This is a genomic window from Candidatus Polarisedimenticolaceae bacterium, from assembly GCA_036376135.1.
GTDB lineage: Bacteria > Acidobacteriota > Polarisedimenticolia > Polarisedimenticolales > DASRJG01 > DASVAW01.
Window position 1 is genome coordinate 1 of the sequence record DASVAW010000111.1, and the last position, 2169, is coordinate 2169.

The window sequence follows — 2169 nt, forward strand, 5'->3', positions numbered from 1 at the left end:
GCGGTCGTCAAGCCCGGCCGCATCCTCTTCGAGATGGAAGGGGTGGACGAGACGACGGCCCGCGAGGCCATGCGCCTGGCCGCCCACAAGCTGCCGGTGAAGACGAAGTTCGTCATCCGGCAGCCGAACTAGGACGGGAGCAGAAGATGTCGCACAAGAGCAAGACGCTCAAGCGCCTGCGCGGGCTCAACCCGAGCGAGCTGCGCAACGAAGAGAACGACCTCCGCCAGGCGATCTGGAAGCTCCAGGTCCAGCGCGCCACGGGCCAGATCGCCGAGGCCGGGAAGCTCACGCTGGCGCGGCGGGACCTGGCGCGGGTGCTCACGCTGGTCCGTCAGAACGCGGCGAAGGCGTAGGGGAGGAACGATGAGCGAGAAGGCTGCCGACGTGCGGCGCCGGGCGACGAAGATCGGGGTCGTCGCCTCGGACAAGGCCGACAAGACGGTCGTCGTGCGGGTCGAGCGCATCGTGCTCCACCCGAAGTACAAGCGTTACATCCGCCGGTCCGCGAAGTTCATGGCCCACGACGAGGCGAACGCCTGCCGCGTGGGGGACACGGTGGAGATCGTGGAGAGCCGTCCGCTGTCCGCGCGCAAGCGCTGGCGGGTGCAGCGGGTGGTGAAGCGCGCCGCGGTCCTCGGGACCCAGGCGGCGGCCGAGTAGGCCGGGGGCGGGAGGAAACACGATGATCCAGATGCGGACCATCCTCCAGGTCGCGGACAACTCGGGCGCCCGGAAGATCTCGTGCATCAACCTCCGCGGCGGCTCGAAGGGGCAGTACGCGGAGATCGGCGACGTGATCACGGCGAACGTGAAGGAAGCGGCCCCCGACGGCAAGGTCAAGAAGGGCCAGGTCGTCAAGGCGGTGATCGTCCGGCAGGTCAACGCCTACCGGCGCCGCGACGGTTCCTACATCCGCTTCGACGAGAACGCCGCGGTGCTGATCAACGACGCCAAGGAGCCGATCGGAACGCGCGTCTTCGGACCCGTTGCCCGCGAGCTGCGCGACCAGTTCATGAAGATCGTCTCCCTCGCTCCGGAAGTTCTGTAGGACGAGGGGGGGTAGGAGCGACGATGGGCAGGATCCGGATCCGGAAGAACGACACGGTGATCGTCATCGCCGGCAAGGACAAGGGGACGCGCGGGCGCGTCCTCGAGGTGGACGCGCGGCACGACCGCGTCATGGTCGAGGCCGTGAACAAGGTGAAGCGCCACACGCGGCCCAACCCGCAGCGCAACATCAAGGGCGGGATCCTCGATCGCGAGAACTACGTCCACATCTCGAACGTGATGCTCGCCGACCCGCAGTCCGACAAGCCCACCCGCGTGGGCGTGACGGTGAAGGGCGGCGAAAAGATCCGAGTGGCGCGCCGCAGCGGCAAGTCCCTCGACAAGTAGCCGGCGGCGGGAGAAGCACGATGGAACGGCTTTCCAAGATCTACAAGGAAGAGGTGGTGCCGGGGCTGGTTCGCCAGTTCCAGTACTCCTCGCCGATGGCGGTCCCGAGAGTTTCGAAGGTCGTCATCAACATGGGGCTGGGCGACGCGATCCAGGACGGCAAGATCCTCGACGCGGCCGTCGACGAGCTGGGCACGATCGCCGGGCAGAAGCCCGTCGTCCGCCGCGCGCGGAAGTCCATCGCGAACTTCAAGCTTCGCGAGGGCATGGCGATCGGCTGCAGCGTCACCCTCCGGGGTCGGCGCATGTACGAGTTTCTCGATCGGCTGATGAACCTGGCGATGCCGCGCGTCCGCGACTTCCGCGGCGTGTCGCCCCGCGGGTTCGACGGCCGCGGCAACTACACCCTCGGCCTGAAGGACCAGCTGATCTTCCCCGAGATCAACTACGCGAAGGTCCAGAAGACCAAGGGCATGAACGTCTGCATCGTCACGACGGCCAAGACCGACGAGGAGGCTCGCGCCCTCCTGACCGCGCTCGGCATGCCGTTCCGGAAGAACTAGGAGGACGCGAGGTGGCAACGACGGCATGGGTGGCCAAGACCCACAAGACGCCGAAGTTCGCGGTGCGAGCGAAGAATCGCTGCAACCGGTGCGGGCGCTCGCGCGCCTACATCCGGAAGTTCCAGCTTTGCCGCATCTGCTTCCGCAACCTGGCCCTCGAGGGCGCGCTTCCGGGCGTGACCAAGTCGAGCTGGTGAGGGAGGCGCGA

Annotated in this window: 7 protein-coding genes; all 7 read left to right on the plus strand. The window is 67.3% G+C overall.

The features are described 5' to 3' along the window. Positions 1–132, plus strand: a 132-nt coding sequence (locus VF139_11250) for a ribosomal protein L16 (protein HEX6851969.1), incomplete at its 5' end; no start/stop codon positions are given. A 14-nt stretch (positions 133–146) separates the two neighbouring features. Further along, positions 147–356, plus strand: a complete 210-nt coding sequence (gene rpmC, locus VF139_11255; protein ID HEX6851970.1) for a 50S ribosomal protein L29 — start codon at positions 147–149, stop codon at positions 354–356. A gap of 10 nt (positions 357–366) precedes the next feature. Further along, positions 367–663 (plus strand): 30S ribosomal protein S17, encoded by a 297-nt coding sequence (rpsQ, locus tag VF139_11260; protein ID HEX6851971.1) that lies wholly within the window; start codon positions 367–369, stop codon positions 661–663. A gap of 22 nt (positions 664–685) precedes the next feature. Then, positions 686–1051 (plus strand): 50S ribosomal protein L14, encoded by a 366-nt coding sequence (rplN, locus tag VF139_11265; protein HEX6851972.1) that lies wholly within the window; start codon positions 686–688, stop codon positions 1049–1051. A 32-nt stretch (positions 1052–1083) separates the two neighbouring features. Beyond that, on the plus strand, positions 1084–1398 hold the full coding sequence (gene rplX / locus VF139_11270) for a 50S ribosomal protein L24 (GenBank protein HEX6851973.1): 315 nt from the start codon (positions 1084–1086) through the stop codon (positions 1396–1398). A 20-nt stretch (positions 1399–1418) separates the two neighbouring features. Continuing rightward, positions 1419–1961: a 50S ribosomal protein L5 gene (rplE, locus tag VF139_11275; GenBank protein HEX6851974.1), complete on the plus strand. Its 543-nt coding sequence runs from the start codon at positions 1419–1421 to the stop codon at positions 1959–1961. Between the two features lie 11 nt (positions 1962–1972). Continuing rightward, entirely contained in the window at positions 1973–2158 is a 186-nt protein-coding gene (locus VF139_11280) for a type Z 30S ribosomal protein S14 (GenBank protein HEX6851975.1), read from the plus strand. Positions 2159–2169: the final 11 nt, after the last annotated feature.